Raw genomic sequence first — 21,599 nt, forward strand, 5'->3', positions numbered from 1 at the left:
CCGCCGTCACCTGCGGCGACGAGGCGGACACGTCGACGTGGCGCTGCGTAAAGACACGGCAATCAACCTTCGGCAAAAGGCAACCTGACCGTGACCCCAGCCGTCTACGCTTGACAGCAATCGAGGTTCGGCCGGAAGGGGCGGCAACGCCATGACCGGATAGTCGGCGATCGATCACGTCCTCACCAGCACAGCCCCTGCGGCAGAACGGTTCTCATCATGCGCGGATCCCCTCTCAAGCTGGCCGTGGGTGCCGTGCTGGCCGCGACCCTGCTCGCCTCCTGCACCAGCAAGGCCTCCAGCGCCGGCTCGGGTGCGGTGGCCGGCACCACGACACCTGCGGCCGTGACCACATCGGTAGCGAGTTCGCCGGTGGTGACCGTCCCGCCGGTGAGCTCCGCGCCGGTATCGGCGGGCCAGACCTCCGCGGCGCCGGTGACCGGGGCGACCGTGACCACGCCCACGTCCCTGACCGACCTCACCACCAGCCCGAAGCCGACGCCGACCCCGACGAAGGTCGTCATCCCGGCCGCGACCTACGCGGCCAGTCCAGGATTGGGCAGCTCCGGCCTCTCCCCTCGGACCCCGATCACCGTCCGCGTCTCGCACGGCACCCTGGCGGACCTGACGCTGACGAACGCCGCCGGCGAGAAGGTCAAGGGCAGCCTGAGCGCCGACCGGAAGAGCTGGACGCTCGGCGAGCCGCTCGGGTACGACGCCACCTACCAGCTGGCAGGCGAGGCCGTTGGCGCCAACGGCAAGGCCGTCAAGATCGACGGCAGCTACAGCACGATCAGCCCGGACGACGTCATCCTGGCGAACATCTCTCCAGGGGACGGTGACACCGTCGGCATCGGCGCGCCGATCCTGATCAGCCTGGGCACCGACATCCAGGACACCATTGGTCGGCAGAACATCGAGAAGGCCATCACCATCACGACCGTTCCGAAGACGGAGGGGTCCTTCGCCTGGATCCAGCACGATGACGGCTGGGGCCTCGACTGGCGGCCCAAGGTGTACTGGAAGCCGGGCACCAAGGTCACCGTGACGGCGAACCTCTACGGTGTCAGCTACGGCGACAACCTTTGGGGCAAAGCAGATCTCACGTCGAGCTTCACCATCGGGCGGGCTGAGATCACCAAGGGCGACATCAACACCCACCGACTGAAGGTGTACCGCGACGGCAAGCTGCTGTTCGACTTCCCGACCTCGTTCGGGCTGGAGAGCGACCCGGGCCGGGTCACCCGCGGCGGCACCTACATCGTGATGAGCAAGGAATACCTGCACCTGATGTCGAACCCGGCCTACCACTACACGAACTTCAAGGCGTACTACGCCGTGCGGATCTCCAACAGCGGCGTGTTCATCCACGCCAACGACGGCACCGCCGACATCCAGGGCTACGAGAACGTCACGCACGGCTGCGCGAACCTGACCATGACGAACGCGAAGGCGTTCTACGACCAGACCATGTATGGCGATCCGGTGGAGATCACCGGCTCGTCCATCGCGGCGTCGCAGTCCGAGGGCGACGTCTACGACTGGACGATCCCCTGGGCCAAGTGGCAGACGCTTTCGGCGCTGAGCAAGGCCTACGAGGGCTGATCGCTACGACGGTCCGCCTGGTCTGGCCGGCTTGGCTGTGACGTCAGGTCAGGTCAGGTCAGGAACTCTGCCCGAGGCACAGGACCTCGGAGTTGAAACGGTGGACGAGCGTCTGCCGGGTGGTCTTCGGGCAGTCGGTCGGGTCGATCGTGTTGTGCAGCACCGCCTCTACCCGATAGACCCCGGTCAGGTCGCTGGAGCAGTCCACCTTGCCCACCTCCGCTGCCCGGTCGCCGGCCAGCAGGCAGTCGCCGACCACGGCGATGTAGTCCAGGCACAGCACGGCCGGCCCGGATCCGACGACGGCCACGTCCGACGGGGTAGCGCTGCAGTTGGACGCGTCGGAGGTGTCCGGATAGCGTCCGACGACGGAGAAGTCAGCGGCGCCACCGCCGCACGGAACCTCCCCGGTGATGCGCTGGCCGCTGGCCTCCAGGCAGTCGCCGACCGCGATCCGGGACACGTTGCCGGCGGAGCTGAGCGGCCCATTGGCTTTGGCCCACACAGCGAGTCCGATGACCAGGGCGACCGCCGCCAGACCGCCGACGAGTCTGAGCACCAACGGCCTGACGAACCACGGTCGCGCCCGGTCCGGCTCGTGCGGCTGCGACCACTGCTGCCACAGCTGTTCGCCTGCCCTTGGCGGGTCCCACGGCGGGGTTCTCGGTGAGTGCGACAGCCGGTCGGACGCCGGGCCCCAGGGCGGGACCGACACATCTCGGGGCCGGCCTGCTGCCGCATCCCACGGCTGGGGTGGCACCGACGCCGATGGCGGTGCGCCGGGACCCCGGGGTGAGATCCGCTCGGCGGGAATGCCGCCCGGCCCGATCTCCACGGCACGCCAGCTACCGGGTTCGTCAGGGGCAGACATGTCTCCAGCGTGCCATGTGCCCGTGGTCGGCCCGTTCACGGTCACCCCACCGGCACCCGCGGTCGGGCGGTTCTGCAGGTCGGCAGGTCGGCAGGTCGGCAGGTCAACGGATGGTCAGGTTGGCCCGGGTCAGCCGAACAGTGGACCCACGTCGACGACACGCAGGACCGGCTCGCCGACCTCGTCGGAAGCCTCGACGTCGATGTCCGCACTGATCCCCCAGTCTCGGTCGCCAGCTGGATCGTCGAAGGTCTGGCGCACGGTCCAGTGCTCCGCTCCGTGGGCGATGGTGATCAGTGCTGCGGACCGCGCCGTTGCGCCGACCGCAAGATCGGCGTATTCGTCCCAGTAGGGCTCGATGGCCTCGCGCCAGCGCTCGGCATCCCAGCCACCGTCGCCATCCATCTCCCCGAGCGTGTCGAAGCGGCCGAGCGAGACGAGTTCGACCCGGCGGAACAGCGCATTGCGCACCATGATCGTAAAGGCCCGGACGTTGGCCGTGACCCCGCGGGAGGCGGTCGGCGGTCGCAGGTCGCCGTCTCCTCCTAGTTCGTCGGGCTCTGGATGCGCCAACGCTTCCCACTCGTCGAGCAGGCTCGAGTCCACACCGCGGACGAGTTCGCCGAGCCAGGAGATCAGATCGGAGAGCTCCTCGGTGCGAGCGTCCTGCGGGACGGTGCGGCGCATCGCCCGATAGGCGTCGGCCAGGTACCGGAGCACCACACCCTCCGAGCGTTGGAGCTGGTAGAAGGCGATGTACTCGGAGAAGTTCATGGCCCGCTGGTACAGGTCGCGGACCACCGACTTCGGCTCGGGGTGGTACTCGGTGACCCACGGGTGGCCGGCCCGATACGACTCGAAAGCCACCTCCACCAGGTCTGCCAGCGGTTTCGGGTAGTCGACGTCCTCCAGCAGCGCCATCCGTTCCTCGTACTCGATGCCGTCGGACTTCATCGCCTGCACTGCCTCGCCCCTGGCCTTGAACCGCTGCGCCGACAGCACCGGGCCGGGGCCTTCGAGGGTCGCCTCGATCAATGACACGACGTCGAGTGCGTACTCCGGAGACTCCTTGTCGAGCAGATCAAGGGCGGCGAGAGCCAGCGGTGACAGGGGCTGGTCCAGCGCGAAGTCCAGCTGGAGGTCGGCCGTCATGTGGTACCGGCGTCCCGCGTCATCGGGGACGTCGAGCTTGATGACGATCCCGGCCGCCAGCAGGGCCTTGCCGATCGCCAGCGCCCTGAGCATGTGCTGGAGCTGACGGTTGCGGGGATCGTGGCTGGTCTCGATCAGCCGGCGCAAGCCATTGAAGGCGTCGCCGGGCCGGGACAGCACGCCGAGCAGCATCGAGTGGCTGACCCGGAAGTGCGAGCTCAGCGGTTCCGGATCGGCGGACACCAGCCGGTCGTAGGTGGCCTCGCTCCAGCCGACGAACCCGTCGGGCGCCTTTCGCTTCGCAACCTTTTTCTTCTTCGGATCGAGCGCCGCCTTGGCCGCGGTCTTGAAGTTCTCGATGACGTGCTCCGGCGCGAGCACCACCACGTCGCCGGCGACGTCGAACCCGGCCCGGCCGGCCCGCCCGGCGATCTGGTGGAACTCCCGGGCCGAGAGCACCCGGGTGCGATGCCCGTCGTACTTCGCGAGACCGGTGAACAACACCGTCCGGATCGGCACGTTGATGCCGACGCCCAGGGTGTCCGTCCCGCAGATGACCTTGAGAAGTCCCGACTGGGCCAGCTTCTCGACCAGCCGCCGATACTTCGGCAGCATGCCGGCGTGGTGCACGCCGATACCGTGCCGGACCAGCCGGGCCAGCGTCCGGCCGAAGCCGGGCGAGAACCGGAAGTCACCGATGAGTTCGGCGATCTGGTCCCGCTCGGCCCGGGTGGCGACGGTGATGCTGGTGAGCGCCTGCGCGCGCTCGAGGGCGGCCTGCTGGGTGAAGTGCACGATGTACACCGGGGCCCGCCCGGTCGCCAGCAGGTCCTCCAGCGTTTCCTGCAGCGGCACCACGACGTACGAGAAGTGCAGTGGCACCGGGCGTTCGACGCCGTCGATCAGGGTGGTGGGCCGCCCGTTGCGTTCGGTCAGATCTCGGGCGAAGAACCGGACGTCCCCCAGGGTGGCGGACATCAGGATGAACTGCGCGTGCGGAAGCTCCAGCAGCGGCACCTGCCAGGCCCAGCCTCGCTGCCGGTCGCCGTAGTAGTGGAACTCGTCCATCACCACGATGCCGGGATCGGAGTCCGCCCCGCCGCGCAATGCCACCGAGGCCAGGATCTCCGCTGTGCAGCAGATGATCGGGGCGGAGGCGTTCACCGAGGAGTCGCCGGTGATCATGCCGACGTTGGCGGGCCCGAAGATGTCGGTGAGGTCGAAGAACTTCTCCGAGACCAGCGCTTTGATCGGCGCCGTGTAGTAGGCGCGGCGCCCGGTGGCGAGCCCGGTGAAGAGGGCAGCGGTGGCCACCAGGCTCTTGCCGGATCCGGTCGGCGTCGCGACGATCACGTTGGCGTCGGAGACGATCTCCAGGAGCGCCTCTTCCTGGTGCGGGTACAGCACGATGCCCTGCTCGACCGCCCACTCGGAGAAGCGGTCGAAGAGCGATCCGGGGTCGGTCTCGGCCGGTGGGGTCAGCACCTGTTGGGTGCTCGCTGCGCCGGTCGTCATGCCCAGAGCTTTTCACGGTTGCGGGGGCAGTCACCCCAGACAGCTCGGACACCTGGTCGGATACCCGGTCCAACCCTGTTGAAGTAGTACCTCGGCCACCTCCATCGCTACTGCGCAGGGCTCCTGGGTGACCTCGTGCCAGCCGTATCGCAACGTCCGCATACCCTTTGCGGTGTGGTGGTTGTCCCGGCGACTGTCGCGTAACTTTCCTTCGCCCACGTGGCCGATCCGCCCATCCAGCTCCACCACCAGCGCAAACTTCTCGTACGTCACGTCGATGAATCCAGCGCCGCCCGGACGCCCTCGTTGTCGGCGGCCTTCCGCCAACGAGTGGGCCAGCTCCACCTGGTGCAGGTAGGAATGCTCCAGCGAGCTGTGGACACCCGATGCAGCATCGGCGATCACGCCGATCATCACCTTGCGGTGCCGCATGCGTGCGCGACGCTGCATCGCCCGGGACAGCGCATCAGCCGTGGTCAGGCGCCGCTGGATCGCGCTGGTGATCCATTCGACGCAGGCAGCCGGCGATCCAGCGGCGCACAGGTCGAGAACAGTGTCCTCGACCCGGGTGCACGGCGGTTCGGAACGAGTGGAGATCGATCGGACGCCAGCCCGTTCCTGGCGGAACACGACCCACTCCCGGGCGGCAAGGCGGGTGCCTACCGGCACGAGCACGTCCAAGGGCAAGGTCCGCTCGTCGGTCAGACCCTGGAGTGCCGCGGCCGTCGGGCCGGCAGCCCGGGCATCGGCTCCACCGATCATCAGACCCGCCCAAACCATCGCCAACCAGCTCGGCTCGACGTCGGGAACCAGGTAGATCCCGGACTCCAGCCGTCCCCAGATGCCTTGCACTATCAACCGATCCACCACGTTGTCCGGTAGTCCGAACCCGATCACCTGCGGCCGCGAAACCACACCCGCCTGGGCGCCGGCCAGGCGGATGAGCCCTGGTGGTACCGGTTTGCGTGTGTACACGACGCCAGCGTGGCTGATGCGGGAAGTGACCCGCCGAGGTTGTCCACAAAGGCAGATAACGAAGGTCCTGGTCGTTCGAAGTCGAACGACCCAGACCTTCGCTATCGACACTTTCGGCCTCGGCCGCCTGGCCACCGAGTCCCTGAGATCTTCCCCGTCACCCTCGGACCCCTCTTCGGGACCGGCAGCGGCGATCTCAGCGCCTCGGCTCTTGCGCCTCGGACGAAACAGAGCTCGCCGTCAGCCGAGCAATGCGGGGGCAAGCTTCTGGAGTTCGCGGAGGCCGACACCAGGCCCGCCGGTCAGGGGCTGGATGCACACGTGGTCTGCGCCGGCATCGAGGTGTTCGTGGACCCTGGACCGAATGGTCTCGACATCGCCCCAGGGGACTATCGCGTCGACCAGCCTGTCGCTGCCGCCGTCGGACAGATCGTCCTCGGTGAAACCGAAGGTCAGCAGGTTGCCCGTGTAGTTCGGCAGGTCGAGGTACATCTTCATGTAGGCCCGCGCGGTGGCCCGGGCGGTGGAGGGATCGGGATCGAGCACCACAGCCACCTCGGGTGCGAGCACCGGCGCCGGGCCGAGAGCCTCACGAGCGAAAGCGGTGTGCTCCACCGGCACGAAGTACGGATGACTGCCCTGCGTGCGGGCGGCGGCGAGTTCGAGCATCTTGGGCCGCAGCGCGGCGACCAACCACGGCACGGGATTCACGGGTGAGCCACCCGCGTCGGCGGACTCATGCATGCGGTCGAGGTAGGTCCGCATGGTCGCCAACGGCTTGTCGTAGCGCTCGACGAACTTGGCGTGCCCGATCCCGAGGCCCAGCACGAACCGATCGGGGAAGGCCTCGCCCAGGGTGTTGGCGCCGGAGACAGCCGTATCCGGTTCTCGGGCCCAGACATTGGCGATCCCGGTGGCGACCGTGAGGTGCTCGGAGGCACTCAGCAGGATTGAGGCCTGCGCGAAGGCCTCCTTCCGGTTCTCGGCGATCCACAGGGTGGGGTAGCCCATCGCCTCGATCTGGCCGGCCGCGTCGCGGGCGGCGCGCGCCGGTAGCGATTCGAGCGCCCCCAGCCAGACTCCCACCCGGCCGAGCCGGGTCCGCAGGGCCGTCAGATCCACGTTCCTGATGTTCGACATGCCTCGAACATAGCGAGCTTCCGCTGGCCTGATAGACTTGTTGGCGCCACCTGGGTGCCAAACGCCCCACGGGGACCTCGCTGACCCCGGTAGGACGTCGCATGTGCAACGTCCTACCGGAGTTCCACGCTCAGCCTTCGACGCGTTCGGACATCCGCAGATCCTCGGGCCGCAGCGGACCCGTCATCCGCAGCCCGGATTCCAGCAGGTACTTCACATAGGCGTACTGCGTGAAGAACCCGGGCATCGTGTCGCCGAGCGAGGCATACTCGAAGATGTCCCTGGCAGCCTCGAGGCGTTGCTGCGCCTGCGAATCGGCGTCGCGGCCCAGGCGCGCGAGTTCGTCGCGCACCAGCCGGCGGACGAGTTCCGCGGTCACCCTCGGACCCTCGGCCAGCGCCACGTCGTTGTGGATCCACTGCCAGACCTGGGCCCGCGAGATCTCCACCGTTGCCGCGTCCTCCATCAGGTTCTCGATGGTGACCGCACCCGTGCCGCCCACCCACGCAGCCAGGTAGCGCAGGGCTACCGAGATGTTGGTGAGCAGACCCTCCATCGTGACCTCGCCGTGGGCGGTGCCGATGGCCAGCAGGTCGGCCGCCTGCACCCTGACCTCCGGCCGTTGCCTGGCGATCTGGTGCGCACGTTCTCCCAGCACCTCGCCGAAAGCGGTTCTGGCGACCGGGATCAGGCCCGGATGGGCCACCCACGAGCCGTCGAAACCATCCGCCGCCTCGCGCTGCTTGTCCGACCGGACCTTCGCCAGGGCGAGCTTGGTGGCGTTCTCGTCCTGCTTGTTCGGCACGAACGCCGCCATGCCCCCGATGGCGTGGGCTCCCCGCCGGTGACAGGTGGCGACCAGCAGTTCGGTGTAGGCCCGCATGAATGGCGTGGTCATGGTGATCTGGGTGCGGTCCGGCAGCACGAAGTCCGGCCCCCGGTGGGCGAAAGTCCTGATGTAGGAGAAGATGTAGTCCCAGCGACCGGCGTTCAGGCCGGCACTGTGATCGCGGAGTTCGTAGAGGATCTCCTCCATCTCGAACGCCGCCGGCAGCGTCTCGATCAGGACCGTGGCGCGGATGGTGCCCTGCGGGATGCCGAGCAGATCCTGGGCCATCACGAAGACGTCGTTCCAGAGGCGTGCCTCCAGCTGGGACTCCAGCTTCGGGAGGTAGAAGTAGGGTCCGGCACCCGACTCGATCAGCGTCCTGGCGTTGTGCCAGAAGTACAGCCCGAAGTCGACGAGCGACGCGGGCAGCGGACGCCCGTCGATCGTCAGGTGCTTCTCGCAGAGATGCCAGCCACGCGGACGCATCATCACGGTCGGGTGGTCGGCGCCGACCTCGTAGTGCTTGCCACCTTCGGTGAACGAAAGCGCCCCGCGCAGCGCGTCGAACAGGTTGAGCTGCGCCGAGACGATGTTCTCCCAGCTCGGAGCCGTCGAGTCCTCGAGGTCCGCCATCCAGACGTCGGCGCCGGAGTTCAGCGCATTGACGGCCATCTTGCGGGTGGGTGGACCGGTGATCTCGACCTGGCGCTTGGTCAGACCGGGACCGGGCGCGGCCACCTGCCAGCCGGGGTCGGCGCGGACCGACCGGGACGAGCCGAGGAAGCCGGGCGTCTCACCGGCCGAGATGCGCTTCGCGCGGGATCGACGCTCGGCCAGCAGTTCGGCGCGGCGGCCGGCGAACGCGCCGTCCAAGGTGGCCACGAAGGCAAGGGCTTCCGGCGTGAGGATCTCCTCTCCGCGAGGGATCTGCGGCCCGCGGACAGCCGGGGTCCGGGCGATGGTCGACGTCATGTCTGCGGCCCGCCCAGGGTGATGTGGTTCGTGACCTGCGCCCCGCACAGGGTGATGTGGTTCATGAGAGATGGTCCTTTCGTCCTTCGAGGAGAGATCGCTGATCAGTGGAATTGCTGGGCTTCGGTGGAACCGGCCAGGGCGAGCGTTCCGCTGTCCGGGTTGATGGCCGTGGAGACCTTGTCGAAGTAACCGGTGCCGACCTCCGCCTGGTGCTTGACCGCCGTGTAACCGTCACCCTCGGCAGCGAACTCGGCTTCCTGCAATTCGACGTAGGCGGACATCCCCTGCTGGGCATAACCGTTGGCCAGATGGAACATCGAGTGGTTCAGCGCGTGGAACCCGGCCAGCGTGATGAACTGGAAGGCGTAGCCGAGGTCGCCGAGTTCGTCCTGGAAGGAGGCGATCTCGCTGTCGCTGAGCGCCGCTTTCCAGTTGAACGACGGCGAGCAGTTGTAGGCCAGCTTCTTACCGGGGAACTCGCGGTGGAGCTCGGTGGCGAATTCCCGGGCCAGCCCGAGATCCGGGGTACCGGTCTCCACCCAGATCAGGTCGCTGTACGGCGCGTACGCCTTGGCCCTGGCGAGCACCGGCTCGATCCCGTTGCGCACCCGGAAGAAGCCCTCGCTGGTGCGCTCGCCGGTGGTGAACGGCGCGTCGATCGGGTCGACGTCGCTGGTCAGCAGATCGGCGGCCAGTGCGTCGGTGCGGGCCACGATCAGCGTCGGCATGCCGTACAGATCAGCCGCGAGCCGGGCGGCGTTGAGCGTGCGGATGTGCTGCGCCGTCGGGATCAGCACCTTGCCGCCGAGGTGGCCGCACTTCTTCTCCGATGCCAGCTGGTCCTCCCAGTGCACACCGGCCGCACCCGAGGCGATCATGGACTTCATCAGCTCGAACGCGTTCAGCGGTCCGCCGAAACCGGCCTCCGCGTCGGCGACGATCGGCACCAGGTAGTCGATGTCGTCCTTGCCGGTGGAGTGGTCGATCTGGTCGGCCCGCATCAGCGCGTTGTTGATGCGACGGACGACGGCCGGCACCGAGTTTGCCGGGTACAGGCTCTGGTCGGGGTAGGTCTGGCCGGCCAGGTTGGCGTCGGCGGCGACCTGCCAGCCGGACAGATAGATCGACTCCAGGCCGCCGCGCACCATCTGCACGGCCTGGTTGCCCGTCATCGCGCCGAGCGCCCTGGTGAAGGTGGTGTTCTGCAACAGGTTCCAGAGCTTCTCCGCGCCGAGGCGGGCCAGCGTGTGCTCCTCGACGACGCTCCCGCGAAGGTTGACCACGTCGGCGGCGGTGTAGGTGCGCTTGATGCCGGCCCAGCGCTCTGCAGTGGCCCATTCGTGCTCCAGGAGCGCCACCGCGTCATGGCGGCTGCCCTTGGTTGACGACGGAACTGCTTGCGCAGCAGTGGAAGTGGCCTCGGTGATGGGACTGGCGGTCATCGTGGTTCCTCTCGGATCGCGGGTAATTCTCTGCCCGTCGTTGGGCCTGAGACCTACTTTGTGGTCAAGAACAAGAGCCCAACAAGAAATTGTGACGTCAAGAAACGCGATTCTTACGATATTGTGCAGAGATGGCGAACCAGGGCGACAACACCGACCTACTGACGATCGGACGGCGCCTGCGACACCTGCGCCGGACCAAGGGTTTGACGCTGGACGAGGCCGGTGCGGCCGCCGGGTTGTCGGCGTCGGCGATCTCGTTGATCGAGAACGGCAAGCGCGAACCCAAGCTGTCGGTACTGACCGCGCTGGCCTCCGCGATGGGGTCCGATCTGGCTGATCTGCTCGCCTCGAAGGCCCCCAGCCGGCGGGCGGCGCTGGAGATCGAACTGGAGCGGGCCCAGCGGGCCGACTCCTTCAAGGCGCTGGGCGTGCCGGCGGTTCGCCCCGGTCCCAGGCTCCCGACGGAGGCACTCGAGGCCCTCGTCGGGATGCACCGGGCGCTGGCCGACGTCCAGGCCGAACGGGCCGCGACGCCGGAGCAGGCCCGGCGGGCCAATGCCGATCTACGCGACCGGATGCGCGAGCAGAACAACTACTTCGGCGAGATCGAGAAGATTGCCGACGATCTGCTCACCGCTACCCGTTACGTAGCCGGCCCGATCAGCCGGACGGGCGTCGACAAGATCGCCGCGCACCTCGGTTTCGAGCTCGTGCACACCGGCGACCTGCCCTCGTCCACCCGCACCGTCACCGATCTGGCGCACCGCAGGGTGTATCTGCCGCACCCGCAGATGGGGCAGCACGACTCCCGCACCCTGGCCCTCCAGGCTCTCGGACACGTGGTCCTTGGCCATCGGGTGCCGGCGGACTACGGCGAGTTCCTGACTCAGCGGGTGGAGATCAACTACTTCGCCGCCGCGCTGCTGATCCCTCAACGGACAGCCGTGCCCATGCTGGCGACCGCCAAGGCGGCGAAGGACATCGCCATCGAGGACCTCCGTGATGCCTACGCCGTGTCGTACGAGACGGCTGCGCACCGGTTCACCAATCTCGCGACCGAGCACTTCGACCTGCCCGTGCACTTCATGCGGATTTCCTCGTCCGGGGTGATCTACAAGGCCTACGAGAACGACGGGGTGCACTTCCCGACCGACCCGGTGGGAGCCATCGAGGGCCAGCGGGTGTGCAAGTACTGGACCGCGCGGGTGGTGTTCGAGCAGGCCGACGTCTCAGCCGCGTACCGCCAGTACACCGACACCGGTTCCGGCACCTACTGGTGCACCGCCGTGGTGGACCGCACGAGCGCGGGCGATTTCTCGGTCAGCGTTGGGATGCCGTATGCGAATGCGAAGTGGATGCGCGGGCGGGAGACGGTCGAGCGGTCCCGGTCGAAGTGTCCCGACCCGTCGTGCTGCTCGCAGCCACCGGCAGAACTCGCCGGGCGATGGGTAGGCCAGGTCTGGCCGAGCGCGAGGGTGCACTCGCACCTGCTGGCCGCGATGCCGCCCGGCGTCTTCCCGGGCGTGGACGAAACCGAGGTGCTGAACTTCCTGGAACGCCACTCCTCCTGACGCTGCCACTGCGCATACCGAACTGCCCGGCGCGCGTCGATATGCCCGAAATGATTTGCTGAGGGCCAGTTCTGGCTACAACGGTATGCGCCGGGGTAGGGGTGGTCGTCAGGCGCGGAAGTGGTCAGGAGCGCCGCGGCCGTCAGGCGCGTGAGGGCAGAACCCGGAGGCCAAGCGCGACCGCGGTACCGGCGACCATCGCGGCCGCCGACACGGCGAACGCAGCGGCCGGGGACACCGAGTCGACCAGGTGGCCACCGATCCCCGATCCGACGGCATATCCGACGACCAACCCGCTGGACAGCAGCGTCATGACGCCGGCTGCGCGTGGGGCACTGACCTCGCGCTCGGCCATCGAGAACAACGTGATGATGTACGGCCCGACGGCGCATCCGAGCGGCACCATGACGGCGATCATCGCCGGGAGGCCGCTCAGGAACAGGAGCGGTGTCGCGAGCACCACCAGGGCCGCGGCGAAGAACGCGAGTCGATTGCCCAGTGCGAACCGGGCCGGGATCGCCGCACAGGCGAGCCCTGCGATCGCACTGCCGATCCCCATGGTCGCGTAGATGCCACCGGCCGCCCCGGCGACGCCGGCCCGGGCCGCCATGCCGGCGACGCCAGTCTGCATCCCACCGAAGAAGCACCCGATGGCGGCGCTCCCGCCCATCAGCGCAACGATTCTCGGATTGAATCGAGAGGGTGCGATGGAGCGTGGGCCGGCCGGCGCCGACTTGGCGGTCGGGTGCAGCGCCACGGCTGACCCGAAGACCCCGACCAGGACGGCCGCAGCCACCATGGCCACGGCGGGCGAGGCCAGTGCCGTCATCAGGCTGACCGCGGCCGGTCCGAGCACGTAGGCGGTCTCGTCCGCCGCGCCCTCGTAGGACATCGCATAGCCGAGCCGCGGGCCACCTCTGGTCAACCTGACCCAGCGCGCCCGCACCATCGGCCCGATCTGCGGAGTGGATGCGCCGGACATGGCAGCCATCCCGTAGATGACGGCCAACGGCGCGTGTCCGACGACCAGTGCGACCAGCGCAAGCGTGGCAGCGGCATTGAGCAGGGAGGCGGTCAGCATCACGCCGCGCTGGCCGAGGTGATCGGCGAGCCGACCGACGGCCGGACCGCCGACGGCCGAACCCGCGGCCAGGAATCCGGCGGCGACACCGCCGGCGCCGATGGAGTTGAAACTGGACGACACCAGGACGACGGTCCCGATCTGCGTCATCGAGATCGGTAGGCGGGCCAGGAAGGCCAGTGGCAGGAACGCCGTGCCGGACAGCTGGGGCAGACGGCGGTACTGGGCGACCACCGTGCGGAAGGAGGGACCGGTGGATGGCGGGGCCATCAGGGGTGCGGCAGACACAGGGGAACTCCGAGTACTCGACTGCGGGCACCATCCCACCCCCGGCGCCACAAAACCCTGTGCTGGACTCATCGTAGCGACTGTTCGCCGGTAGAACCGCCCACGTGCCGCACTATCGTCAGGTGAAGGTGGTGGAATTGGTCACCAGCGCACCGGCCACCGCGTACCGATCACCTCGTACCGATCACCTCGTACCGATCACCACCGTGGATCCGACCTCCTCGTTCTCGACCAGGCGCGTCCGCAGACCGGCCGCCGCCATCATCGCCATGCTGACCGGCGCCTGCTCCTGGCTCGCTTCGACCAGGAGATGCCCGCCGCGGGCGAGCCAGACCGGGGCGGCCGCGATGACCCTGGCCTGGATCCGCAGCCCGTCCGATCCGCCGTCGAGCGCGCCCTGCGGCTCGTGCAGACGGGCTTCCGGTGGCATCAGGGCGATGGCGTTCGTCGGGACGTAGGGCGCATTCGCCACCAGCAGGTCGATCCGTCCACGTAGATCCGCCGGCAACGGTTCGAAGAGGTCGCCCTGGAACACCCGTCCGTCGAACACATTTCGCTCTGCGCAGTGGACTGCCGCCGGATCGATGTCGGCCGCGACCAGCTCCACGGACCCCAGCGCGGCGGCGACCGCCACCCCCATCGCTCCGGATCCACAACAGAGATCCAGGACGACCGGACGAGTCCCGGCCGGCAGACGCCGCCCCAACGCCACGGCCTGTTCGACCAGCATCTCGGTCCGACGTCGCGGCACGAAGACGCCCGGCTCGATCACGATGCGCAGACCGCAGAACGCGGCCCATCCGAGGATCACCTCCAACGGCAGCCCCGCCACCCGGCGGTCGATCATCTGCTGCAGGTTCGCGTCCGAAGTCGATCCGGAGATCAACAGGTCCGCCTCCTCCTCCGCGAAGACGCAGCCGGCGCCGCGGAGCCGGTCGACGACCTGGGCGGTCTGCGGGGCCGGGGCGGGACCGTCAGCGGACACCAGGCTCCCCCACCGGACAGGTCACACTTCCCGTGGCCGGGCAGGGCGACCGCTTCGTCCAGATCTGGCGCACACTGGACAGGTTGCACCGCCCCCGGCTTCCTCCGGGCGGCGGGGCTCATCTGAGCGGCCCACACCCCGGGCCGACCTACGACCCATGAGGACCTACGTGACCGACGGACCGTTGATCGTCCAGTCCGACAAGACGCTGCTGCTGGAGATCGGGCACCCCGACGCCCCGGCCGCCAGGGCGAACATCGCACCCTTCGCCGAGCTGGAGCGGTCGCCCGAGCACATCCACACCTACCGCATCACCCCGCTTGCGCTGTGGAACGCCCGTGCTGCCGGGCACGACGCCGAACAGGTGGTCGACGCGCTCGTCCGCTGGTCGCGCTTCCCGGTCCCGCAGGCCCTGTTGGTCGACGTGGTCGACACCATGGCCCGCTACGGCCGGCTCGTCCTGCAGACCCACCCGACCCACGGGCTCATCATGGTGAGCCGCGACAAGGCCGTGCTCGCCGAGATCCTGCGGAACAAGAAGGTCGCCCCGATGCTGGGGGCCCTGATCGACGACGACACAGTGCTCGTCCACCCGTCGGAGCGGGGACGGCTCAAGCAGGTGCTGCTCAAAGTCGGGTGGCCGGCCGAGGACGAGGCCGGATATGTCGACGGCGAAGCGCACCCCATCGAACTGGACAACGCGAACTGGACGCTGCGCGGCTACCAGTCCGACGCGGTCGAGGGCTTCTGGGCCGGTGGTTCCGGGGTCGTCGTCCTACCCTGTGGCGCCGGCAAGACCCTGGTGGGCGCAGCTGCGATGGCAAAAGCCGGTGCCACCACGCTGATCCTGGTCACCAACACCGTCTCTGGACGGCAGTGGCGGCGAGAACTGCTGGCCCGCACCACCCTGACCGAGGAGGAGATCGGCGAGTACTCCGGTGAGCGCAAGGAGATCCGGCCGGTCACCATCGCCACCTATCAGGTGATGACGCGCAAATCCGGTGGGGTGTACCGGCATCTGGATCTGTTCGACTCCCGTGACTGGGGCCTGGTGATCTACGACGAGGTGCACCTGTTGCCGGCACCGGTGTTCCGGATGACGGCCGACCTGCAGTCCCGGCGCCGGCTCGGCCTGACGGCCACCCTGGTGCGCGAGGACGGCCGCGAGGGCGACGTCTTCTCGTTGATCGGACCCAAGCGGTTCGATGCACCGTGGAAGGACATCGAATCACAGGGCTGGATCGCGCCCGCCGAGTGCATCGAGGTCCGGGTCACGCTCACGGACGCCGAACGGCTCGCCTACGCCGTGGCCGAACCGGAGGAGCGGTACAAGATCGCCGCCACCGCCCGAACAAAGATGCCGGTGGTAAAAGCGATCCTGGACAAGCACAAGGGTGAGCCGACGTTGGTCATCGGTGCGTACCTGGACCAACTCGAGGAGCTGGGTGCCGCGCTGGAGGCGCCGATCATCCAGGGCTCCACCAAGAACGTCGAACGCGAGCGACTGTTCGACGCGTTCCGGTCCGGCGAGCTCACCACCCTGGTGGTGTCCAAGGTCGCCAACTTCTCCATCGACCTCCCCGAGGCGACGATCGCCGTCCAGGTGTCCGGAACCTTCGGTTCGCGGCAGGAGGAGGCCCAGCGCCTCGGCCGACTGCTTCGCCCAAAAGGTGATGGGCGGCAGGCACATTTCTACTCCGTCGTGTCGCGGGACACGCTCGACACCGACTACGCAGCCCACCGCCAGCGTTTCCTGGCCGAACAGGGATACGCCTACCGGATCATGGACGCGGACGACCTGCTCGGCCCGGCGGTTCCCGGCGGGGAGTAACGCTTCTCGGTACAAACCGGCGAGCGCCACCCTGTCGCAGGCCGGTTGACCGGTGGTTGGATGTAGGCCAGGTGGGATTGCATGCCACGGTCGGTGTGAACTACGGGACGACAGGGTCGACGAGGGGAAGCGGAGATGGCCGAGCCACTGGTCGAGTCCGTCGCCGGGTGTCCGAAGCACATGGTCTACGGGCCCTGTGGTGGAGTCGGCCCCGACGGCACCTGCGAGGTCGCCGGCCAACGGTGCGTCTTTCTCGGCCACGACCTCCCGCGCTGGAATCCCCTGTTGGACAATCTTTTCGGGCCGTCGGCAGCCGGTCCCCCGTTGGGCCCGACCGGGCCGGCGGCGGGGCGTGGGCCGACCGGGCCGGCGGCGGGGCGCGGGCCGACCGGGCCGGCGGCGGGGCGCGGGCCGACCGGGCCGGCGGCGGGGCGCGGGCCGGCAGTCCGGCAGGGGCTGACCGCCGGAGCGGCGGCGATGTCCGCGCGCCTCGCGCAGGGCGGCGTGGTGATTGCGGACTTCCCCGCCAGGGCGATGGACACCGACTCGCTGCTGGGCTGCGCCACCACCCTTCTCGGCAGCGTGGACGGCGTCCTGGTCGGTGACTCCGGGGACGCGCGGGTGCAGTTCCCTCCCGCCTATCGCGCCCATCTCATCCAGTCCGTCGGCCTACCGGTGTGGTCGGGGATCAACTGCCGGGACCGGAACCGCGTCGCGCTGGAGGGTGAGATGGCCGCGCTGGCAGCGACTTCCGTCGCCGGCGTGCATTGTGTCACGGGAGATCACACCGCCGTCGGGCACCGACCCGACGCGGCCCCGGTCTTCGACCTCGACTCCACCCGGCTGGCGGCGCTGGCGCGGACTCTCGGGCATCTGGTGTCCGTCGCCGAATCTCCGGCGTCCCCGCCGGCGGCCCTGCGTCCCGCACGGCTGGCCGAGAAGGTCCGCGCCGGAGCGGATGTCTGCTTCGTCAACCATTGTGGGCCCGCCTCGGCGGTGCGCAGTTTCGTCGAAGCGGTTCCGGAGGATTCGCGCCCGGCCCACTTCATCGCGTGCGTCCCGGTGGTGGTGGATGCCGGAAGTGCCGCCCTGCTCCGGTCGTTCACCAGCCTGGTCCTGCCGCCCGGTTATCTGGATCGGATTCTCGCCGCTGATGATCCCTACTCCGAGGGGATCAGCGCGGCCGTCGAACTCTCCGAGCAGATGCTCGCCGTGCCGCACGTTGCCGGAGTAAATCTGTCCGGTGGCCCGGCACACGGCAGCGAGGTGCATTTCGCTGCCGCGCTCGCCGAGATCGGTGCAGCGCTGCGAAGATGATCAGGCAGCGGCCGGTTGAACAGGCAGCGGCCGGGATCAACCAGACCGGGATCAACCAGGCAGGACGGCCATCGTCCAGACGGCATCAGAACGGGTGTGGACGATCCGCTTGCTCGGTTGATCAGAATGCCCCTGCCAGAACGTGATCCCGCTCGGACGCACCGTGAAGCCCACCCACTCCGGCGGCGCCGTCAGGCTGCCCTCCGGATGCGAATGCGCGAACTCGGCCCACCTCCGCCGGCGCTCCGGCTCGTCCAGCACCGCCAACTCGGCAGTATTGCGCCACGCCAGCAACTGCAGGTACCGCGGGCGCGACCGGAATGCATCGGCGGCATCGGAAGCGTTCTGCCGCAATGCTTCTCCGCGAACGACGATCTGGCGAGCCTGCTCCGGCAGGTTGATCATCAAGGCGACTCTGGGACGATCGGCCAGCTGCGCCACCTTGTTGGACCGGGCGTCCGTGTGGAACGCCAAGCCCTGCGTGGACAACGTGCTCAGCAGCACGGTCCGGACGTCAGGATCGCCCTGTTCGTCGACGGTGGACAGGGCCATGGTCGGGAAGTACCCGTCGACACCGGGCTCGCCCGGCAACATCCCGGCGAGGACGCCGAGGGGATCGTCGGTCATGCCGACCGTCCGGCTACGACGGTGCGGCTGACCGAGGTGGAAACAACGCGCCCGGCATGCAGCACGACCCGGTCACCCGGACCGCGCGCCACCACATCGGCGAGCGATGTTCCCTTGCAGGCCAGGAGGTCTGCCACCAGCCCGACGGTGGGCCCGGCCTCCGGCAGACCCATCACCCGGCGACCGCCGACGGTGACCGCCTGCATCGACTCCTCCACCGTCAGATGGCCCGCGACCACCAGCAACGATGCCGTCTCGAGTGGGTCGGCACGGCCGACCGGATTGAACGGGTCGCGGATGTTGTCGCCGCCGGCTGCCAGGGTCACCCCACCATCCAGCAACGCCCGCACCGCGGTCAGCCCGCGGGGGGTGGCGACCGGATGCTCCCAGCCCTGAAGATAGAGATTGGTGATCGGCAGCGTCACGACACCGACACCGGCAGCCGCCAGCTCCGCGACGACCTCGGCCAGCATCGGCTCCTCGAGAACCCCGAGGCTGACGCAGTGTCCAGCGGTGACGGTCCCCGGAATGGGCTTGGACATCACATGATGGGCAAGGGATCTCACCGAGAGCATGGTCGGCGTCAGCTGCTCGTCCGCGTGGATGTCGATGCCGACGCCGAAGCGGTGGGCCAGCTCCACCAGCCGGTCGAGCTCGGCCTCCGGATCTTCCGACAGGTGCGGACAGCCACCGACGATGTCGGCTCCCGCGTCCATCGCTCCCGCGATGTCCGCGGTCGGCGACCACGGGGCCGGCAGGATGGCGATCTCGATGTCCATCACGTCGCGCAATTCTTCGCGGACCCGCACCAGCGCCCGTAGCCCGACGAACGGGTGGTCCCCGTCGATCAGGTTGCAGTGGGACCGCACGGCGGTGACGCCGTTGCTCAGCAGCTCGAGGGCGGCCGCCTTCGCGCGTCGGTGGTAGTTCTCCTCGTCCGCGCCGGCCGAGATCAGACGCCACTGCTCGATGGCGTGGTGCAGGTTGCCGTAACCGGCCTCCGGAGCGTTCGAGGGCGGAGCGCTCGCGCCGACACTCAACGCCTTGTCCAGGTGGGCGTGGGCCTCGGCCCCGGCGGCGGTGATCACATAGCCTGTCAGGTCGAGCGAACCGTCGGAAACCGAGAGTGACTGTGGCGCAGCGACTTCCACCACCACGCCGTCCTGCAGCCGGAGGTCGCACGTCGATCCGTCGGCCAACGTACCGTTGTGCAGGACCTGCACCGCCACCGAACCGGCCAGCAGGGCCTCGAGCAGATCGGGCGGTGTCGGGGCGGCCATCACGGACCGGCCGGGTCGAAGACGGCGATCTCGGCCAGCGCCGCCGAGCAGTGCGAAACAGCACTCCCGAACAGGTCGGCACCGAGTTCCGCGGTCGCACCCGTCGGGTCACCGATCACCCCGCTCGGCCCGAAGTCGTCGCTCAGCCACCCGAAGCTGACCGACTTGCCGAAACCGACGTGCTGGTAACGGGTCAGATGCTCCGGCACACTACGGACCGCAGTCGACATGTCGACGAGTTCCGGTCGCAGGTGCAGGATGAGCGAGGTCTCGGCCAGGCCTCCGTGGACCCCTAGCCCGAGTTCCCCGGTCGCGGACGGGCCTCCCTGGTCGGGTGGTACCGCCGCATGCAGGACGAAGGTCTGGAGGCCGAACTGCCGCCGGATCTCCCGGCTGGCGACCTGCAGGAGGGCGCTCATGCCGCCATGTCCGTTGAGGAACGCGAGGCGCCGCGCGGGTGTCGTCGCCACGCTGCGGCCGATGTCCACCAGAGTGGCCATCATCGTCTCCCACCTCAGCCAGACGGTGCCGGACGCCCAGTGGTGCTCGTCGGATTTGGTGTAGGCCAGTCCGGGCAGACGCCACACGTCGACGCCGGCCGCGGCGGCCTCGTCCACTGCGGCGATTGCCACGGCCTCGGCGACCAGGTGGTCGGTGGCCAGCGGCAGGTGCGGCCCGTGGTGTTCGATCGCACCGGTCGGCAGGACGATCACCGAGTCGCGGGACAGGGCCGCAGTTGCTGCTGCCGACGACATCTCGGCGAGGTTTCTCATGTCACCAGCTTGCCGGGGTTGAGCAGTCCGGCCGGATCGTTGACCGCGGCCAGCGCCCTGGCGGAATCCACCTTGTAGTCGACGTAGTACTGGTGCGGGCTGTGCACGCCAACGCCGATCTCCTGCAGGCGGGTGATGCCGGCGGCGACCTGCTCCGGACTCTCGTACAGGGCGTTCAGCATGCCGATCGGCACGGTGTGGGCGGCCTCGATGTGCAGCATCGACCCCGGGAACACGGCGTGCACGTCGTCGATCCGATCGAACAGGGCTTCCCCACCGACCTCCAGGTGGAAGTACCGGTCGGGGTCGGACTTCTGCAGATGATAGGTCGGGTGGTTGTAGGACAGCATGCTCAGTTTGACGCTGCCGCGGAAGCCCGGTCGGACGACTTCGACCCGGCCGCCATGACTTTCGATCAGAGCCGACGCTGCGTCGACGGCATCCGGGTCCACGATCGCGCGCAGGCTCGCACGGTCCGACGGGATGCCTTCCGGATCGGACGGCAGTACGTTCGCGACGAAGGGAACATCTGCGGACACCAGACGCGGCGACGGCGACGACCGGCCCAGGTCCCGGACCGCCGGCAGGGCCTCCGCGAACGTGTCGAAACTTGCGTACAACGACGACCACTCCTGCGCCGGTTCCAGTTTCACGGTCGCACGCAGGATGATCCCGGTGACCCCGTAGGCGTGGACGTAGCCACTGGCCCGTTCGCCCTCGACCGAGATCAGCTGCGGATCCGTCCACCCGTGCACGACGTCCAGCGCGACCACGAATCCGGAGTCGTTGCTGCCGTGGGCGATCGATCCCGTTCCACCCGATCCGCCGGCCAGGAATCCGCCGATCGAGCTTCCGGTGGTCGACGGGTACATCCAGAGTTGTTGGCCGGTCTTGCGCGCGGCCTTCTCCATCGCGATCAACGTCGCTCCCGCCTCCGCCGTGATGAAGCCGTCGCCCACCTCGAGAATCCGGCTGGCCCTTGACAGGTCGAGCACCACGCCTCCGTGCAACGGGATGGCCTGGCCGTAGTTGCCGGTGCCTTTCCCGCGGGGAGTGATCGGAATGCCGTGACCGACGGCGAGCGCGATGATCTCGGGCACGGTCGCCGGATCCTTGACGAACACCACGATGTCGGCCAGCCCGAGCGGCAGCTGGGCGGCCAGGATCGGCGACATCGGTGCCCCGTCGACCGAGGCCCGTTCCCGCGCAGAGAGATCCGTCGACACGGCCCCGTCGCCCAGCAGGGCCCGCAGGGCATCGACAAGAGCTTCCAACCTGTCGGGAACCTGCCGCGTCGTCGGGTCGGGTGACACCATCACTTCCGTACTGTCCATCGTGC

General features: G+C 68.5%; 16 protein-coding genes. 4 read left to right on the top strand and 12 right to left on the bottom strand.

All coding sequences use genetic code 11. The annotated features are described in order from the left end of the window. Positions 1-219 precede the first annotated feature (219 nt). Entirely contained in the window at positions 220-1,605 is a 1,386-nt protein-coding gene (locus ABIB25_RS06475; protein ID WP_354527612.1) for a L,D-transpeptidase, read from the top strand. Positions 1,606-1,663: 58 nt separating this feature from the next. Here the strand turns inward: ABIB25_RS06475 and ABIB25_RS06480 are convergent, their stop codons facing one another. The 6 genes from ABIB25_RS06480 to aceA all read right to left on the bottom strand — a co-directional run bounded on the left by ABIB25_RS06480 (position 1,664) and on the right by aceA (position 10,504). After that, the gene (locus ABIB25_RS06480) at positions 1,664-2,476 is read right to left on the bottom strand and encodes an LppU/SCO3897 family protein (protein ID WP_354527613.1); all 813 of its coding nucleotides are present in this window, start codon (positions 2,474-2,476) and stop codon (positions 1,664-1,666) included. A gap of 129 nt (positions 2,477-2,605) precedes the next feature. Beyond that, complete coding sequence (locus tag ABIB25_RS06485) at positions 2,606-5,143, bottom strand: DEAD/DEAH box helicase (protein ID WP_354527614.1); 2,538 nt, start codon at positions 5,141-5,143, stop codon at positions 2,606-2,608. 30 nt (positions 5,144-5,173) lie between these two features. Beyond that, positions 5,174-6,118, bottom strand: coding sequence for a DUF559 domain-containing protein (locus tag ABIB25_RS06490; protein ID WP_354527615.1), 945 nt, complete (start codon positions 6,116-6,118; stop codon positions 5,174-5,176). Positions 6,119-6,358: 240 nt separating this feature from the next. Then, positions 6,359-7,258: an LLM class F420-dependent oxidoreductase gene (locus ABIB25_RS06495; protein WP_354527616.1), complete on the bottom strand. Its 900-nt coding sequence runs from the start codon at positions 7,256-7,258 to the stop codon at positions 6,359-6,361. Positions 7,259-7,388: 130 nt separating this feature from the next. Then, positions 7,389-9,059 (bottom strand): malate synthase A, encoded by a 1,671-nt coding sequence (gene aceB, locus ABIB25_RS06500; protein WP_354527617.1) that lies wholly within the window; start codon positions 9,057-9,059, stop codon positions 7,389-7,391. A 104-nt stretch (positions 9,060-9,163) separates the two neighbouring features. Next, positions 9,164-10,504: an isocitrate lyase gene (aceA, locus tag ABIB25_RS06505; RefSeq protein ID WP_354527618.1), complete on the bottom strand. Its 1,341-nt coding sequence runs from the start codon at positions 10,502-10,504 to the stop codon at positions 9,164-9,166. 131 nt (positions 10,505-10,635) lie between these two features. Here aceA and ABIB25_RS06510 point away from each other — a divergent pair, with 131 nt between their 5' ends. Continuing rightward, positions 10,636-12,078 carry a helix-turn-helix domain-containing protein gene (locus ABIB25_RS06510; protein ID WP_354527619.1) on the top strand — a complete coding sequence of 481 codons (1,443 nt, stop codon included), beginning with the start codon at positions 10,636-10,638 and terminating at the stop codon, positions 12,076-12,078. Between the two features lie 142 nt (positions 12,079-12,220). On the opposite strand, the gene ABIB25_RS06515 is transcribed toward ABIB25_RS06510, so the two are convergent. Next, positions 12,221-13,447, bottom strand: coding sequence for an MFS transporter (locus ABIB25_RS06515; RefSeq protein ID WP_354527620.1), 1,227 nt, complete (start codon positions 13,445-13,447; stop codon positions 12,221-12,223). A 184-nt stretch (positions 13,448-13,631) separates the two neighbouring features. After that, a complete protein-coding gene (locus ABIB25_RS06520; protein ID WP_502919765.1) occupies positions 13,632-14,435 on the bottom strand; it encodes a putative protein N(5)-glutamine methyltransferase in 804 nt (267 codons plus the stop codon). Positions 14,436-14,601: 166 nt separating this feature from the next. On the opposite strand from ABIB25_RS06520, the gene ABIB25_RS06525 reads away from it, so the two are divergent. Further along, positions 14,602-16,263, top strand: a complete 1,662-nt coding sequence (locus ABIB25_RS06525; RefSeq protein ID WP_354527968.1) for a DNA repair helicase XPB — start codon at positions 14,602-14,604, stop codon at positions 16,261-16,263. Positions 16,264-16,398: 135 nt separating this feature from the next. Further along, positions 16,399-17,580, top strand: coding sequence for a methylenetetrahydrofolate reductase C-terminal domain-containing protein (locus ABIB25_RS06530; RefSeq protein WP_354527622.1), 1,182 nt, complete (start codon positions 16,399-16,401; stop codon positions 17,578-17,580). A 51-nt stretch (positions 17,581-17,631) separates the two neighbouring features. On the opposite strand, the gene ABIB25_RS06535 is transcribed toward ABIB25_RS06530, so the two are convergent. The 4 genes from ABIB25_RS06535 to ABIB25_RS06550 are packed head-to-tail and all read right to left on the bottom strand — an operon-like array spanning position 17,632 to position 21,594. Further along, positions 17,632-18,207: a pyridoxine/pyridoxamine 5'-phosphate oxidase gene (locus ABIB25_RS06535; RefSeq protein WP_354527623.1), complete on the bottom strand. Its 576-nt coding sequence runs from the start codon at positions 18,205-18,207 to the stop codon at positions 17,632-17,634. Next, positions 18,204-19,487 (bottom strand): amidohydrolase family protein, encoded by a 1,284-nt coding sequence (locus tag ABIB25_RS06540; RefSeq protein WP_354527624.1) that lies wholly within the window; start codon positions 19,485-19,487, stop codon positions 18,204-18,206. The genes ABIB25_RS06535 and ABIB25_RS06540 overlap by 4 nt, the downstream gene beginning before the upstream one ends. After that, the gene (locus tag ABIB25_RS06545; RefSeq protein ID WP_354527625.1) at positions 19,487-20,260 is read right to left on the bottom strand and encodes a creatininase family protein; all 774 of its coding nucleotides are present in this window, start codon (positions 20,258-20,260) and stop codon (positions 19,487-19,489) included. The genes ABIB25_RS06540 and ABIB25_RS06545 overlap by 1 nt, the downstream gene beginning before the upstream one ends. After that, the gene (locus ABIB25_RS06550) at positions 20,257-21,594 is read right to left on the bottom strand and encodes an FAD-binding oxidoreductase (protein ID WP_354527626.1); all 1,338 of its coding nucleotides are present in this window, start codon (positions 21,592-21,594) and stop codon (positions 20,257-20,259) included. The genes ABIB25_RS06545 and ABIB25_RS06550 overlap by 4 nt, the downstream gene beginning before the upstream one ends. Between the last annotated feature and the right edge of the window lie 5 nt (positions 21,595-21,599).

It is taken from the genome of Nakamurella sp. UYEF19, from assembly GCF_040546275.1.
Classification (GTDB): Bacteria; Actinomycetota; Actinomycetes; order Mycobacteriales; family Nakamurellaceae; genus Nakamurella.

Coding starts and splice junctions, on each gene's coding strand:
- ABIB25_RS06495 (WP_354527616.1), bottom strand. CDS start 7,258: ATGTCGAACATCAGGAACGTGGATCTGACGGCCCTGCGGACCCGGCTC.
- ABIB25_RS06480 (WP_354527613.1), bottom strand. CDS start 2,476: ATGTCTGCCCCTGACGAACCCGGTAGCTGGCGTGCCGTGGAGATCGGG.
- aceB (WP_354527617.1), bottom strand. CDS start 9,059: ATGACGTCGACCATCGCCCGGACCCCGGCTGTCCGCGGGCCGCAGATC.
- ABIB25_RS06475 (WP_354527612.1), top strand. CDS start 220: ATGCGCGGATCCCCTCTCAAGCTGGCCGTGGGTGCCGTGCTGGCCGCG.
- aceA (WP_354527618.1), bottom strand. CDS start 10,504: ATGACCGCCAGTCCCATCACCGAGGCCACTTCCACTGCTGCGCAAGCA.
- ABIB25_RS06535 (WP_354527623.1), bottom strand. CDS start 18,207: ATGACCGACGATCCCCTCGGCGTCCTCGCCGGGATGTTGCCGGGCGAG.
- ABIB25_RS06530 (WP_354527622.1), top strand. CDS start 16,399: ATGGCCGAGCCACTGGTCGAGTCCGTCGCCGGGTGTCCGAAGCACATG.
- ABIB25_RS06550 (WP_354527626.1), bottom strand. CDS start 21,594: ATGGACAGTACGGAAGTGATGGTGTCACCCGACCCGACGACGCGGCAG.
- ABIB25_RS06545 (WP_354527625.1), bottom strand. CDS start 20,260: ATGAGAAACCTCGCCGAGATGTCGTCGGCAGCAGCAACTGCGGCCCTG.
- ABIB25_RS06540 (WP_354527624.1), bottom strand. CDS start 19,487: ATGGCCGCCCCGACACCGCCCGATCTGCTCGAGGCCCTGCTGGCCGGT.
- ABIB25_RS06485 (WP_354527614.1), bottom strand. CDS start 5,143: ATGACGACCGGCGCAGCGAGCACCCAACAGGTGCTGACCCCACCGGCC.
- ABIB25_RS06510 (WP_354527619.1), top strand. CDS start 10,636: ATGGCGAACCAGGGCGACAACACCGACCTACTGACGATCGGACGGCGC.